Origin of the sequence: Mixta intestinalis (assembly GCF_009914055.1) — a bacterium.
GTDB lineage: Bacteria > Pseudomonadota > Gammaproteobacteria > Enterobacterales > Enterobacteriaceae > Mixta > Mixta intestinalis.
Map to the genome: position 1 here is coordinate 3,815,418 of NZ_CP028271.1, position 12,881 is coordinate 3,828,298.

Annotated in this window: 11 protein-coding genes; 10 read left to right on the forward strand and 1 reads right to left on the reverse strand. The window is 49.1% G+C overall.

From position 1 onward, the window contains the following. Nucleotides 1–61: 61 nt before the first annotated feature. The 10 genes from flgK (at nucleotide 62) to C7M51_RS17810 (ending at nucleotide 11,229) form a co-directional block, all read left to right on the forward strand. Nucleotides 62–1,723, forward strand: a complete 1,662-nt coding sequence (flgK, locus tag C7M51_RS17765; protein WP_160622880.1) for a flagellar hook-associated protein FlgK — start codon at nucleotides 62–64, stop codon at nucleotides 1,721–1,723. 54 nt (nucleotides 1,724–1,777) lie between these two features. Next, nucleotides 1,778–2,701, forward strand: a complete 924-nt coding sequence (gene flgL, locus C7M51_RS17770; protein ID WP_160622881.1) for a flagellar hook-associated protein FlgL — start codon at nucleotides 1,778–1,780, stop codon at nucleotides 2,699–2,701. 80 nt (nucleotides 2,702–2,781) lie between these two features. Next, nucleotides 2,782–4,440 carry a methyl-accepting chemotaxis protein gene (locus tag C7M51_RS17775; RefSeq protein ID WP_160622882.1) on the forward strand — a complete coding sequence of 553 codons (1,659 nt, stop codon included), beginning with the start codon at nucleotides 2,782–2,784 and terminating at the stop codon, nucleotides 4,438–4,440. A 167-nt stretch (nucleotides 4,441–4,607) separates the two neighbouring features. Continuing rightward, complete coding sequence (locus C7M51_RS17780) at nucleotides 4,608–5,360, forward strand: RNA polymerase sigma factor FliA (RefSeq protein ID WP_160622883.1); 753 nt, start codon at nucleotides 4,608–4,610, stop codon at nucleotides 5,358–5,360. A gap of 454 nt (nucleotides 5,361–5,814) precedes the next feature. After that, nucleotides 5,815–6,162, forward strand: coding sequence for a flagellar transcriptional regulator FlhD (gene flhD, locus C7M51_RS17785; protein ID WP_141177393.1), 348 nt, complete (start codon nucleotides 5,815–5,817; stop codon nucleotides 6,160–6,162). A gap of 13 nt (nucleotides 6,163–6,175) precedes the next feature. Continuing rightward, nucleotides 6,176–6,712 carry a flagellar transcriptional regulator FlhC gene (gene flhC / locus C7M51_RS17790; RefSeq protein ID WP_160622884.1) on the forward strand — a complete coding sequence of 179 codons (537 nt, stop codon included), beginning with the start codon at nucleotides 6,176–6,178 and terminating at the stop codon, nucleotides 6,710–6,712. Between the two features lie 145 nt (nucleotides 6,713–6,857). Further along, nucleotides 6,858–7,748, forward strand: a complete 891-nt coding sequence (gene motA, locus C7M51_RS17795; RefSeq protein WP_160622885.1) for a flagellar motor stator protein MotA — start codon at nucleotides 6,858–6,860, stop codon at nucleotides 7,746–7,748. After that, nucleotides 7,745–8,677: a flagellar motor protein MotB gene (gene motB / locus C7M51_RS17800; protein WP_160622886.1), complete on the forward strand. Its 933-nt coding sequence runs from the start codon at nucleotides 7,745–7,747 to the stop codon at nucleotides 8,675–8,677. The genes motA and motB overlap by 4 nt, the downstream gene beginning before the upstream one ends. Nucleotides 8,678–8,698: 21 nt before the next feature. Continuing rightward, the gene (cheA, locus tag C7M51_RS17805) at nucleotides 8,699–10,714 is read left to right on the forward strand and encodes a chemotaxis protein CheA (RefSeq protein WP_160622887.1); all 2,016 of its coding nucleotides are present in this window, start codon (nucleotides 8,699–8,701) and stop codon (nucleotides 10,712–10,714) included. 11 nt (nucleotides 10,715–10,725) lie between these two features. After that, the gene (locus C7M51_RS17810; RefSeq protein ID WP_141177388.1) at nucleotides 10,726–11,229 is read left to right on the forward strand and encodes a chemotaxis protein CheW; all 504 of its coding nucleotides are present in this window, start codon (nucleotides 10,726–10,728) and stop codon (nucleotides 11,227–11,229) included. Nucleotides 11,230–11,450: 221 nt separating this feature from the next. On the opposite strand, the gene C7M51_RS17815 is transcribed toward C7M51_RS17810, so the two are convergent. Continuing rightward, nucleotides 11,451–12,536, reverse strand: coding sequence for a FliC/FljB family flagellin (locus tag C7M51_RS17815; RefSeq protein WP_160622888.1), 1,086 nt, complete (start codon nucleotides 12,534–12,536; stop codon nucleotides 11,451–11,453). Between the last annotated feature and the right edge of the window lie 345 nt (nucleotides 12,537–12,881).

Here is a 12,881-nt window from a genome sequence, read left to right on the forward strand (position 1 = left end):
TAAGGCTGTTTCTGAACTCTATTTTTTACGAATTTTCGCATTAATGGAACGCGGGTGATCTATGAATCTCATGTATCTGGCGCAAAGCGGTTTGAGCTCGGCTCAATACGCGTTAAACGTAGTAGGCAATAACCTCAATAATGCCTATATCGAAGGATACAGCCGACAAAATATCGTGCTGGGCGAAGCGGGTGGTAAAACGACCGGTAACGGCTTTTTTGGCTATGGCGTACAGGTTAACGGCGTACAGCGCGCCTACGATGGATTCATTAATAATCAGCTGCGCACCTCTGGCACCGAATTCTGCGCGTTAGCCAGCCGCTATGAACAGCTAAAACAGATCGATAATATGCTGGGCGACAAGAGCAATAATATCTCTACTTCGCTCAACGGTATTTTCAGCGCACTGGAAAAAATCAGCAGCGATCCTGTCAGCATGGCTGCGCGCCAGGAAGCGATGTCGCAGTTTAAATCTACTGCCTATCAGTTCCAGACGGCCGCCCGTACCCTGAACGGGCTGGAAAAAAGCACCAATACCCAGATTAACCAAACTGTCGATCAGATTAATTCCTGCGCTCAGGAACTGGCGACGGTTAATGCCGCAATTTATAAAATCCATTCCCAGACCGGCGGTCAGCCTGCCGATCTGTTGGATCAGCGCGATCGATTGCTGGACCAGCTCAGTGGTCTGGTGGGTATCAAAGTTGATGAAAACCTCTCGACCGGCGAAGTCAGCGTGGCGCTGTCAAACGGCCTGTCGCTGGTCAATGGCGATCGTTACAGCCAGCTGGAAACATCAACTTCCGATGCGAATCCGGCAAAGCTGGAAGTCTCTTATATCGATGCGTCTGGTAACAGCGTCAAGCTGGATGAAGACAAACTCAGCACCGGTACGCTGGGCGGCCTGTTTAAGTTCCGCAATGAAGATTTAGTTAGCGCCCGCAACCAGCTTAACCAGCTCGCTCTGCAAATGGGCAACCGTTTCAATGAGGTTAACCGCGCGGGCTGGGATATCGACGGTGAAAAAGGCGGCGATATTTTTAACATCGCCGATCCGGTAGCGCTGGTAAACCGCAATAACAGCGGCGATGCCACGCTGGATATCCGCTTTATCGAAGATAAAGATGGTAATAAAGCGATTGCCCAGGTGAAAGCGCAGGATTACAAAGTGGTTTACCAGGGGCCGGGCCAGGATGATTGGTTAATTACCGACAGTAGCGGAAAAGAAATTAAACCAACCATCGATAACGGGAAATTAAGCTTTGACGGTATCGTTATCGAACCGCAGGGCACGCCGCAACCGGGTGACAGCTTTACTTTTAACCCGACCAGCGGGGCCGCTGAAAATATCGAAGTCGCGATCAAAAGTGGCGATCAGATTGCCGCTTCCAGCTCTGATAACGTTGATGAAGAAAGCAACAACGAAAATATTAAAAATCTGATCGCGATTAAAGATGAGGCGCTCATCGGCAAAGCCACAATAACCGAAGCCTATGCCAGCCTGGTCAGCTCCGTTGGTTCCAGTACCAGCTCGCTGAAAGGAGACTGTACGGTCGCGTCCGATGTTTATGATCGCTATCTGGAAGAAAAACAGGGCGTATCGGGTGTTGATCCGATGGAAGAGTATATGAAGCTGCAAATGTATTCTCAGTTTTATCAGGCTAATGCACAGGTCCTGCAAACGGCGACCACTATTTTTGATTCGCTGTTAAGTATCCGTTAATTCATTGCCTGCAAAAGAAAAAGGCTGTCAATAAGAGCGCGAAAAGGAAAAAATATGCGAATTAGCTCACTTTATCAGTATCAGAGCCAAATCGATAAATTATCATCAGCGATGAATCGCTATCACGATGACTATACGCGTTTATCTTCTTTACAGATGATACTGAAACCTTCAGACGATCCGGCAGCCTCTTCTCAGGCAATTATTTATCAGAATTCTCTGGCGAAGCTGGAGCAATATGACACCGCGCGTCAGTATGCCGAAGATATGCTGGGTCAGCAGGATAACGTCCTGAACTCCGTCAGCAATCTGTTAACTAAAAATCTGTCAGAGAAGATCGTTTCCGGCGGCAACGGCACCTATACGGCGGAAGACCGCGCGGCGCTGGCTCAGGAGCTGGAAGGTATTCGTAATAACCTGATGGATCTGGCTAACAGCCGCAACAGTAACGGGCGCTATATCTTTGCCGGTTATAACACCGGTAAAGCACCTTTCGAGCAGGATGGTACTTACGTCGGCGGCACAACGCCGATGACGCAGCGGGTGGCAGACAGCACCGACATGCAGGTGACTTTTACCGGCGATGACGTTTTCCTTTCCGGCTCAGAACACGATCTTTTTACCGCGCTGGATAATGCCATTACCGCGCTGCGTGAACCGATCGACGATGATGCCGGACGTGAAAAACTTCAGCAGACGCTGGATAAGTCCAATATCGCTATCAAGAAGAATATCGATAATTTAGGTAAGGTGCAGGCGTCAATAGGGACGAACCTGCAACAGCTGGAAATGCTGGGACTCAGTTCCGAAACTAACAAAATTGATCTTCAGACGCGTCTGGAAGAAACACTGGGCAACGGTACTGATGCTTTTAGCACCATGGTTACTCAGTCAAAATTATCTGAATTCGCTTTGCAATCTTCTTTTATGGTGTTTCAGTCCATGCAGCAATTGTCGCTCTTTAACATGCTACGCTAAGGCGTGAAGGGCTGTTAAGGAAGGACAGTCTACTCTTTACAACACAATAACAAGTCAGGCAGTAAGGTTAAGGATAATCTATGCTCAAAAATATAAAAATTGCCACCGGCATTAATGCCGCTTTTTTTGCTTTTATTTTTTTACTGTTCGGCGTTCTGGGTTACGGCTATTACAGCGTCTCGCAATCCGATCAACATTTTAAGCAATTTGTCGCGTTGGGTGAAAGGTTCAGCCTGCTTAATACATCGGTCGATCATATTAACGATGCGCTGGAAACGCTTTATTCATTAACCTTAACGGCAAGCGAAGGTAAACCGCTCGATCCACAGCTAACTACGCAATCCAAATCGTCGATTGCGCAGGCACAGACGGAATTAAGCCGTTTTATTGCGGCGGAACAGGGAACAACAACCGAAAGGGACAGCCTTGTTTTAAAGCAACGCGCGGATAAGCTGCTGACGCTTGCCGCGAAACGTTTAACGCAAATCAGCTATACCCACCAGGCGCTGGAGGATATAGAAAATATTTCAGCGGCGCGGGCAGAGTTTGATAGCGGGCTGGAACATTACCGCACGCAGTTTGGCATGCTGATAGCGCAGTTCGATCAGGAAGCGCATGAGCATCACTACCAGTACAACGTACTGGCAATTGCTGCGGGTATTGTCGCGATTGGTTTGATTATCCTGATTCGTCTTTGGTTACGGCGTGAGCTGTTCCAGCGTCTGGAAAAAACGGTGGAAACCTTCCAGGTGATGGCAAGCGGCAGGCTGGATGAAGAAATTACCGTTGGCGCAAATAATGAAATCGGCAAGATGTTTATCGAGCTGGAAAACCTTCGTCAGTGGGTAACGCAAACCGTTTCCGGGATTCGCAGCGGTGTTGATCAGATCAATAGCGCCGCGCAGGAAATTATCAGCGGCAATAACGATCTCTCTTCCCGTACCGAAGAGCAGGCTTCCGCGCTACAGCAGACGGCGGCCAGTATGGAAGAATTGAAAATTACCGTTCGCCAGAATGCGGACAACGCGCACACCGCCCGCCAGCTGGCCGAAAGCGCCAGCGGCAGCGCCAAAAATGGCGGTGAGGTCATGGACGGCCTGGATGCAATCATGCGTAAGATTATTGTTAGCTCGCGTCAGATTGCCGATATCAACAGCGTGATTGACAGCATTGCCAACCAGACCAATATTCTGGCGCTGAATGCCGCAGTTGAAGCCGCGCGAGCGGGTGAACAGGGACGCGGCTTTGCCGTTGTTGCTGGTGAAGTACGTAATCTGGCGAAGCGCAGCGCCGATGCGGCAAAAGAAATACGCATGCTGATTAATACCTGCGTTACGGATATGCATACCGGCTCGCAGGAAGTTGAGCAGGCGGGAACGGCAATGCAAAATATTATTCAGTCTGTTACCCAAGTCACAGACATTATGTCGGAAATAGCCTCTGCCTCTGATGAACAGAGTTCCGGTATTAACCAAATCGCCCAGGCGGTAAATGAGCTGGATCTGGTAACGCAGCAAAATGCCACAATGGTGGAGCAGGCGGCAGCGGCGGCGTTAAATATGGAAGCTCATGCTGACTCATTGGGAAAAATGGTGGCGCATATTCGTCTGAAGGGAAGTGAAAATAAGACAAGGGTATTAAACAGGCCATTATTAAAATCACCGGTTAAGAGTGAGAAAAAGCGAAAAAAGACTGAGCTGGATCAAATTAAAATCGAGGATGAATGGGAAAGTTTTTAATCCACTGTCTTTCCAACGATTTGATTAGCTAAGCAACCCGGTAAAGTCATGAAAAAGGCGTTAATTAAGCGAATTACGCAAATTCGTAAGGCTTTATCGGGCTATGTTTACTCTGGACGATGAAAGATAATCGGTATATTACCCATGACAGGATGGACGATGTCATTGTGAATGGATTATATACCCCAGAGGGTATGGTAGACAAAAACGCGCTATGGAAAAAATATGCTTTTTTGGTTCGGCATGAAGCGTTAAGACTCCAGGTACGTTTGCCCGGTAGCGTAGAGCTTGATGATTTGGTACAGGCTGGCGCCATCGCCCTTCTCAATGCAATCGATCATTACGATCCGAAAAAAGGGATCGTTTTTAGCACCTATATTACGCAGCGTATTCGCTGGGCATTGATTGATGAACTGCGTGAACGTGACTGGGTGCCTCGGCGTATTCGTAGCAACGCCAGAGAAATAGCTGCGGTTATTCATCGTATTGAGCAGTCAACGGGAAAGGCGGCAAAAGAGGCCGACGTTGCGGCGGCGATGAATGTTTCGCTGGAAGAGTATCGACAAATGCTGACGGATACCAATACCAGTCAGATTTGTTCACTGGATGAGTTGCAGGAAGAACTGGCGGATCGCTTTGAGCAGCCTGATACGCAGCATGAAAAACTCAATCCGCTAAACGAAACGACTAAAATAAGGCTGGTCAGTAAAATCAGCGATGAAATCAAAAAGCTACCAGAAAGAGAACAGACGTTACTGAATCTCTATTATCAGCAAGAGCTGAATATGAAGGAAATTGGTGAGATTCTGGGAATAACGGAAACACGAGTAAGCCAGCTACACAGTCAGGCAGTAAAAAGATTACGTTCTCGATTACAGCCAAATGAGGAAATTGTTAAGAGTAGTAAGAAATTTCGCTAAGTAGTAATTAAGTTGTTAACCAGCGGGCACTGTTTTCTGCGAATTTAATTCGCTGGTTAATGATAACTACGTTTTTTTATCTTACCCAAATTAGGCATTGTAACTTTGATAACCTGAAAGCTAATAAGATAATTAAATGTAGATTAAAAAAACCTTGAAATGTGTTGGTTGGCTATATGATAATCGAGTGCCAAATAGGAAATGTCTTGAATATGCCAGCATCAGGAAATAGTCCTCCGGATGTTAAGGAAGGCAATTAACATCTCATATCAACGCCTTACTATTATTAGTGTCACCTTGCCTGACTTACCCAGCGCGTAAATGCGAGTAATTACCGTCATTTACGTCTGAGGATAACATAGACATTCCATATTGTTTGGATCTTATCTATTGCTTGTTACCAAATCATAACAAGCAGGATTGTTTAACATGAACTCAATGTGGAATAGCGTATATGAACAAGCCAGATTCAAACGACCAGTTACAAAGTATCCATAATCTTAATCTTACCTATCTCCTTCTGGCGCAAAGACTTATTCGTGAAGATAAGTTTGCGGCAGGATTTCGTCTGGGGCTGGATACCAGCATTCTCGATACGCTTAGCGAACTTTCTTTGCCCCAACTCATCAAGATGGCGTCAACCAGTCAGCTGATCTGTCGTCTGCGTGTAGATGATAAAGCGGTAATTGATTGTCTGACGAAAGCGTCACGTATTGACGCTCTGCAGCAAATACATACCGGCATTATATTGTCCACCGAACTGCTCAACTCACTCTCTGAGCAAAACCATCCAACCTGTTGATGGAAAAAGAATTATGACTGAAAAAAGTATCCTGGATGAAATTAAAGAAGTTCAGATGGCGATGGAACTTATTTCCTTCGGTGCCAGAATGCAGGTGCTGGAAAGTGAGATTAGCTTAAGCCGCAGAAGACTATTAAGACTTTATAAAGAACTTCGTGGCTGCCCGCCGCCAAAAGGTATGCTGCCTTTTTCCGCCGAATGGTTTATGTCATGGGAACAGAATATCCATTCATCGATGTTCTATAACATCTATCTTTTTATTAAAAAAACCGAAAACTGCCGTCCGATAGAAGCCTTAATTAAAGCCTATCGTCTTTACCTTGAGCAGTGTCCGGTTAAACCTGATGAAAAACCGGTGCTGGGATTAACCCGCGCCTGGACGCTGCTGCGCTTTATTGATTGCGGCATGATTGAGCGCACCTCATGTGTGGCCTGTCACGGTGGCTTTATTGTCACCCATGAACATGCCAAAGATCCATTTACCTGTAGTTTATGCAGCCCGCCGTCACGCGCGGCGAAGAAGTGCGAAAGCTATGACATTGCGGGTTGATCACTCTCTAACGGGCTTTAGCGTTGATGACAAGAAGGACTGAATCGTTAATGGCGTATCTGCGGCATACGATACGTCAGCGCCTGCAACGCGCTTTATCCGCAGTAAAAGAATTAAACAGGCGTTTCGGTACTAAGGAGTTAGCGTGCTGGTTATTTTAGGTTATGTGGTTGTTTTTGCCACCGTCTTTGGTGGGTTTGTTATTTCTGGCGGACAGCTTGGGGCGCTCTACCAGCCAACTGAACTTCTGATTATCGGCGGGGCAGGTGTGGGCGCCTTTATTGTCGGCAATAACGGCAAAGCTATATCCGCAACGATGAAGGCTTTTCCGATCCTGTTTAAAGGGTCGCAATATAACAAAGCGCTTTATATGGATTTAATGGCGCTGATGTTTCTGTTGCTTGCTAAAGCCAGACAGAACGGCATGATGTCGCTGGAAAACGATATCGAAGAGCCGCAAAACAGCCCGATATTTTCTGCCTATCCACGCCTGCTTGGCGATACGCTGCTAATGAACTTCGTCGTGGATTATCTGCGCCTGATGATCAGCGGCAATATGAGTACGCATGAAGTTGAAGCGCTTATGGATGAAGAGATTGAAACCTGCGAGCACGAGCTGGATGTTCCTGCCAGCAGCCTGAACGCCGTAGGTGACGCCTTCCCCGCCTTTGGTATCGTTGCGGCGGTAATGGGCGTTGTAAATGCGCTGGCGGCAGCCGATCGTCCCGCCGCCGAACTGGGCGAATTGATCGCGCATGCTATGGTAGGCACCTTCCTCGGTATTCTGCTGGCCTATGGCTTTATTCTGCCGCTGGCCGCGCTGCTGCGTCAGAAAAGCAGTGAAAAAATCAAAATGTTTCAGTGCATTAAAGTGACGCTACTCTCCAGCATGAACGGCTACGCACCGCAGATCGCGATTGAATTTGGGCGTAAAATCCTTTACTCCACCGAGCGTCCTACCTTCCTGGAACTGGAAGAGCATGTCCGACAGGTGAAATCTGCCGCCACTAACGCCTCCGAAGGCGGCGCGCCATGAGTAAAGAAAAACATCCTGTCATTATCGTTCGCAAGCGTAAAAAAGGCGGGCACGGCCACCACGGCGGCTCGTGGAAAATCGCTTACGCTGACTTTATGACGGCGATGATGGCTTTCTTTCTGGTGATGTGGCTGATTGCGAACAGTACGCCGCAGCAGCGTCACAAAATTGCCGAATATTTCCAAATGCCGCTACGCGTGGCGCTGACGCAGGGTAGCCAGGTCAGCATGAGCGACAGCATGATTCCAGGCGGCGGCGAGGATATGGAAAAGAAAGAAGGCGAGGTGAAAAAATCTCGCCCGCGTGATGCGGAGAATGATAAAGACCTCAAGCGCCTGAAGAAAACGCGCAATCGCCTCCAGAGCATGATTAAAAGCGATCCGCGTTTAAGTAACTTCCAGTCAAACCTGCGGCTTCAGTTAACGGAAAATGGTCTGCTGATACAGATTATCGACAGTCAGGATCGCCCGATGTTTAAGCTGGGCAGTAAAGAACTGGAAGGACATCTGAAGATTATTTTCGATACGCTGGTGCCGCTGCTGAATCAGCTGCCGAATCGCATCAGTCTGACCGGCCATACGGATTCGCTGCGCTATGCCAACGGCAACGTGGGATACAGCAACTGGGAGCTTTCCGCCGATCGCGCTAATGCTTCACGTCGGGCATTAATTAGCGCGGGCCTTTCACCAGATAAATTCCTGCGGGTGATTGGGACAGCCGATTCCATGGTGCTGGATAATACCGCGCCGGATAGTCCAATTAACCGCCGCATTAGTATTCTGGTGCTCACCCAGAATAAAGCAAAAGCCATTATCAGGGATGATAACTTAATCCAAAACGTCGCTGAAAATGAATCGCTCGAAGCGATCAAATCTGAATTAAAAATGACGCCTCAACCCGTTGAGGCTGCCGCCGCGCTTGCGAATTAAATCAGGGTAAGGTTAAAAAATATGGATGTAAGCGATTTTTATCAAACTTTTTTTGATGAGGCCGATGAGCTGCTGGCCGATATGGAAAAGTATCTGCTGCAGCTGGATGCGACATCTCCCGATAAAGAGATGATGAACGCCATATTTCGCGCGGCGCATTCAATTAAAGGCGGTGCAGGGACCTTTGGCTTTAAAATATTGCAGGAAACAACGCATTTAATGGAGAACCTGCTGGATGACGCTCGCTGTGGTGCATTAGGACTGACCAGCGACATCATTAATCTGTTTCTGGAGAGTAAAGATATTATGCAAGATCAGCTTGATGCCTATAAATCTTCTCAGGAACCTGATGAGCAAAGTTTTCAATATATTTGCGAAGCCCTGCGGCAGATCGCTCTGCAAAGCAAACAGGGAGACGCGGCGTCCACGCCCGCACCGGCTGCATCTGCGCCTGAAACGGCCTCTGAGCCTGCTGCTGTTGCGGCGGCGGCGGATGGCGGCTGCCTGAATATCACCCTGCTGAAGGTAAAAGAGCAGGAGGCGCGTCTGCTGACTGAAGAGCTGGCCAACCTCGGCACGGTGCTCAGCCAGCAACAGGAAGGCGATCGGCTACAGGTAACGCTGCAAACGACCGCCAGCGCTGATGATATCGAGGCGGTACTCTGCTTTATTCTCGAACCGGAACAGATTGCTATTACCACCGGCGCTGCGCCAGGCGAGGCTCAGCCGGAAGAGTCCGCAGTAGATAGTATTGCGCAACCGGCTGTCGCCGCTGCGCCGGTAAAAAGCCGTGCGCCTGCTGCGGGCAGGCCGGCAACGCGCGCACCGGCAGCGGAATCCAACAGCATTCGTGTCGCGGTAGAGAAAGTCGATCAAATTATCAACCTGGTTGGCGAGCTGATTATTACGCAGTCCATGCTTTCGCAGCTCGCCGTTGGGCTGGAGCCATCGGCCCATGACACGCTGGTGAACAGTATCGCTCAGCTGGAGCGCAATGCGCGCGATTTGCAGGAATCGGTAATGTCGATTCGCATGATGCCGATGGAGTATGTTTTCAGCCGCTTCCCGCGCCTGGTGCACGATCTGGCCAATAAGCTGAACAAACAGGTCGAGCTGACGCTGGTTGGCGGCTCGGCGGAGCTGGATAAGAGCCTGATTGAGCGCATTATCGATCCGCTGACGCACCTGGTGCGTAACAGCCTGGATCACGGCATTGAGTGTGCCGATGAGCGTATAGCGAAGGGCAAATCTGCCATTGGTAACCTTACGCTGTCAGCCGAACATCAGGGCGGCAATATTGTGATTGAGGTCAGCGATGACGGTGCCGGTTTGAACCGGGAGAAAATCCTCGCGCGCGCCCAGGCGCAGGGCCTCAACGTCAATGAAAACATGAGCGATGAAGATGTCTGGATGCTGATTTTCGCGCCTGGCTTCTCCACTGCGGAAAAAGTGACCGACGTCTCCGGACGCGGCGTCGGCATGGACGTGGTGCGACGTAATATCCAGGAAATGGGCGGGCACGTTGAGATCGCCTCCTGGCAGAACAAAGGTTCGACGATTCGCATTATCCTGCCGCTGACCCTGGCGATTCTCGATGGCATGTCGGTTCGCGTGGGCGATGAAACCTATGTATTGCCGCTGGGTGCGGTAATGGAATCATTAAAACTGACGGAAAAATCCCTTTACCGCATGGCGGGCGGCGAGCTGATGCTTCAGGTGCGCGGCGAGTATATTCCGTTGATTACCCTGCAATATGTCTTTGGTAACGGTGAAGAAACTGCCGATATCAATGACAGCGTAGCGGTGATTTTACAAAGCGCCGGCGCGCGCTACGCCCTGACGGTTGACCAGCTGATTGGTCAGCATCAGGTTGTGGTGAAAAATCTGGAACTTAACTATCGCAAGGTGCCCGGCATCTCTGCCGCAACTATTCTGGGCGACGGCAGCGTGGCGTTGATTCTGGACGTCGCGGCGCTGGCGAAACTGTGTAAAACAAAGCGTGTCGCGGCTAAAAACGGACAGGCGTTCACTGTTTAAGGATAAGCTAAATGACCTCTTCCACATCCGGAACAAAAATGGCCACTGATAATCACGGCAATGAATACCTGGTGTTTACGCTGGGAGCAGAAGAGTACGGCATCGAAATATTAAAGGTGCAGGAAATTCGCGGCTGCGAACGGGTTACCCGCATCGCCAATACGCCCGATTTTATTACCGGCGTGACCAACCTGCGCGGCGTGATTGTGCCGATCGTCGATTTACGCATTAAGTTTGGCCTGAACGTTGAGAAAAACAGCGACAAGGCGGTAGTGATCGTCCTGAGCCTGGCGCAGCGGGTGGTGGGTATTGTGGTGGACGGCGTCTCTGACGTGCAGTCGCTGAGTGCGGAACAGATTAAGCCCGCGCCTGACTTTTCCGTGACGCTTTCCACCGATTATCTGCTGGGGCTGGGTTCGGTAGAAGAACGAATGATTATCCTGGTGGATATCGAAAAACTGTTGACCAGCGAAGAGATGGAGCTGGTTGAAAAAAGCGTTAACGAAACGCTGTAATCACGTCTTCAGAGCCGCGCCCCGCGCGGCTTTTTTTTGCCGCCTGTCTATGTTTCCCGCTCTCTTTCTTATCGGTTTATAGCGTCCACCGTACTGCCTGCCATTAGCCGCTTTCTCTCTTTGCGCTATAACCGCCGGAGAGCGCCCCATAAAAAAACTCCCCGCCGTTGCCGGCAGGGAGCGAAAGGGTAAAGCAGGGAGCGTCAGCCCTGTTATAAACCTTAGCGCAGCAGAGACAGTACGTTCTGCGGTACCTGGTTGGCCTGAGCCAGTACGGTGGTACCTGCGCTCTGCAGGATGTTAGCACGGCTCATGTTGGAAACTTCAGAAGCGAAGTCCGCATCCAGAATACGTGAACGAGATTCAGACAGGTTGTTTACGGTGCTGTCCAGGTTGCTGATAACAGAAGCGAAACGGTTCTGTGCCGCACCCAGGTTAGAACGCATGGCGTCAACGTCTTTCAGCGCGTTATCGACGGTTTTCAGCATTACTCTGGTCGGATCGACAAAATCGTTGCCTTTAGAAAGGGTAACCGCCTTAGATGTTGCATCTACAGCTATAGTAATTTCTGTACTGACTTCAGTACCGTCTGCTTTGGTACCGACTGCGCGCATAACGCCATCGTCAGAAAGTGTGATTTTGCCTGAGCCGCCAGTCTCAAACACCGCGTCTTTGATGTCATCGATGTTCTCTTTCGTAAGTTTACCGGTGTTACCGCCCTGGGTAACTTCCATATCTACGGCAAGTTCTTTACCGTAATCAATACGATCGGAGTAGTCGCCGACGTTAAAGGAATCCATACCCAGCTTTTCAGCGTTAACCTGCTTCAGGCTCAGATCGATAGTTTCGCTATCGTTAGCGCCAACCTGGATGCTCAGCGTCTGATCCTTGCTCAGAACTTTAACGCCGTTAAATTCGGTCTGTTCAGAAATACGGTTGATTTCTGCCAGACGTTCGTTGATTTCGTCCTGGATAGAAACACGGTCAGACTCAGAGTTGGTGCCGTTGGAAGCCTGTACGGTCAGACGACGGATGTTCTGCAGGTTGTCGTTGATTTCGTTCAGCGCGCCTTCAGTGGTCTGGGCGATAGAAATACCATCGTTAGCGTTACGGGATGCCTGAGTCAGGCCGGTGATGCTGGCGGTAAAACGGTTACTGATCGCCTGGCCAGCGGCGTCATCTTTTGCACTGTTAATACGCAGACCGGAAGAAAGACGCTGAATAGCTGAACCCAGAGAGTTCTGCGATTTGTTCAGGTTATTCTGGGCCATCAGGCTCAGGGCATTGGTATTAATCACCTGTGACATGTTTTTCCCTCATATATAGGTTTGTTGTCTTTGATTGCAGTTTCCATGCAATTTGATGATGCGTTGACAAGCGCATATTAAAAATATCGGCACTACGAAAATTCTCTAAAAAAATATTTGCAGGAATTTTCTTTGTTGCGCAAAATCCAGGCGAAGAAATAAATGCAGCGTAGCAGGAAACATTTTTGGTAAACGCAGTTGTAATGATCAAAGCGGATAAAAGCCTGCGGCAACGGCTTTTAATAAGCGGTTAGATGTTTGTAAAAAAGTGACATAATTCCGTTTACCCTGGCGAAGGTGCTTTATTTATTAAGTGGGTCAGTAAAATCATCCTTAATGATAAAC